3 protein-coding genes are annotated in these 1554 nt (G+C 46.1%); 1 reads left to right on the forward strand and 2 read right to left on the reverse strand.

Going from position 1 to position 1554, the window contains the following annotated elements; genetic code table 11:
• Positions 1–114 precede the first annotated feature (114 nt).
• Together L6D80_RS29785 and L6D80_RS29790 are read right to left on the reverse strand one after the other, a co-directional pair.
• Complete coding sequence (locus L6D80_RS29785; protein ID WP_081264862.1) at positions 115–309, reverse strand: hypothetical protein; 195 nt, start codon at positions 307–309, stop codon at positions 115–117.
• A 127-nt stretch (positions 310–436) separates the two neighbouring features.
• Complete coding sequence (locus L6D80_RS29790; RefSeq protein WP_016486899.1) at positions 437–1249, reverse strand: N-acyl homoserine lactonase family protein; 813 nt, start codon at positions 1247–1249, stop codon at positions 437–439.
• A gap of 103 nt (positions 1250–1352) precedes the next feature.
• Between L6D80_RS29790 and L6D80_RS29795 the strand changes: the two genes are divergently transcribed.
• The coding region (locus L6D80_RS29795; RefSeq protein WP_236183109.1) for a hypothetical protein at positions 1353–1554 on the forward strand (202 nt) is incomplete at its 3' end.

A 1554-nucleotide genomic window follows, 5' to 3' on the forward strand; every position in this document is an offset into this window, starting at 1 on the left:
GAGAGAGCTCGGCGACTGATTATGCACCACGACCGGTTGTTTGCTGTTAGCGAGGCATGGGTGTGGCTGGCCGAGGCTAGGATGCTCGCACGCCGGCTCACGACTTGATTTTGTCTACACCCTCTTAGCGTTGAATGTCGTCAGGAAGTTATCCAGCGCTTTGCATGGAATATCAAATTCCTGGCTATAGTTTCCTTTCGCATCTTTTGCGCAGCTGTCTGGCAAGCCGGTTTGAGCAGGGGCTGCAAAAACCTGGGAGGTTGCGATACCGGCAGCCAAGAGTAACGATACTTTCAATGCAGGCTTCATATATCAGTCCTTATTATTGTTTATGCTGAAAATTTTCTGAACCCCTGCGACATGACAGGGAGCTTTTCAATTTGCCTGAACCCTCAAGCACTTCAACGTGTGAAACTTCTTGCTTGGTACTTCACAGTTATTGTTGCAGACCGGCCAGCGCTGCTGGCCTGACTCTGCGAATGGCACCATCTGTCAGTAATTTCGACTGCTCTGGATCATGCCCGTACAGTACCATTGCCCCTTTGGACTTTAGCTGTTTAAACAAGTTAAAGTTATCAAGCATTCCTTGAGCGTCATTCACCACCATTGCATCTGGAAGCGTCATCTTTTCAAGGGAAGCCTTCAAGTAGCAGGCATCCGCAGTGATGATCACATCTTTGCCATCTACTTTGACTTTCAGCGACTGGTGCCCGGGCGTGTGACCAAAGCTCGGGATAAGTACAACCGAACCATCACCAAATAGATCGTGTTCACCATCAATTTCAAGGCGCTCGTGACCTAGATCATAGTGTCGAGGAGCATACACTTCTTTTTCAATATTTTCCTCATTCTTTGCTGCCTCCCACTCACGTTTCTGGATAACCAGTCGTGCGTTAGGGATGCAGGCATTACCACCACAATGATCGAAGTGTAGGTGAGAATTAATTATAAAGTTAATCTTCAGCGGGTCGACGCCGAAAGCCTCCAGGCGCTTAGCTACATCCTCGCCAGGCACAAAATTAACTGTCGTTATATCTGAAAAAACTCCGAGTGATTTTTTCACCACTTCCGGATCTTTGGACTGCAAAGGCAACTCAAGGCCTGTATCAAACAAAACAGTGCCTTTCGGATGTTCGATCAAATAGCACGGCACAGGGATTGCCAGATCGCCCGTTTCTCCAGCCATGAAGAAACCATAAGGCATAGTAATCCAGCCGCATGTCATTGCATATAATTTAACTTCTTCCATAGCTATCAACCTCTAAGCTATCACGGTTCTTCTTGGGTATTCAAGGTATTATTATGATTTCAGGCAGATTATATCTAAATTAATTGTAGGTATGAATTGTTGCGTGTCAACAATTAATGTATTTCAAATTCATGAAATCGATCTTGAATTAAATGCTCAGTTCCTGCTGCGCAAATCATTAGGGATGCTCCGATCAACTTGTCGTGCAGCCGCGGCAAGTTGCAATTTTCCAGGCACCTACAGCGTCATTGGACGAAAAGTGACCGAAAAATCATGTACGGAGAGCTTTTTCGACCGGTTCTCCG

This window comes from Pseudomonas ceruminis, from assembly GCF_021602025.1.
In the GTDB taxonomy this organism is placed as follows: domain Bacteria; phylum Pseudomonadota; class Gammaproteobacteria; order Pseudomonadales; family Pseudomonadaceae; genus Aquipseudomonas; species Aquipseudomonas ceruminis.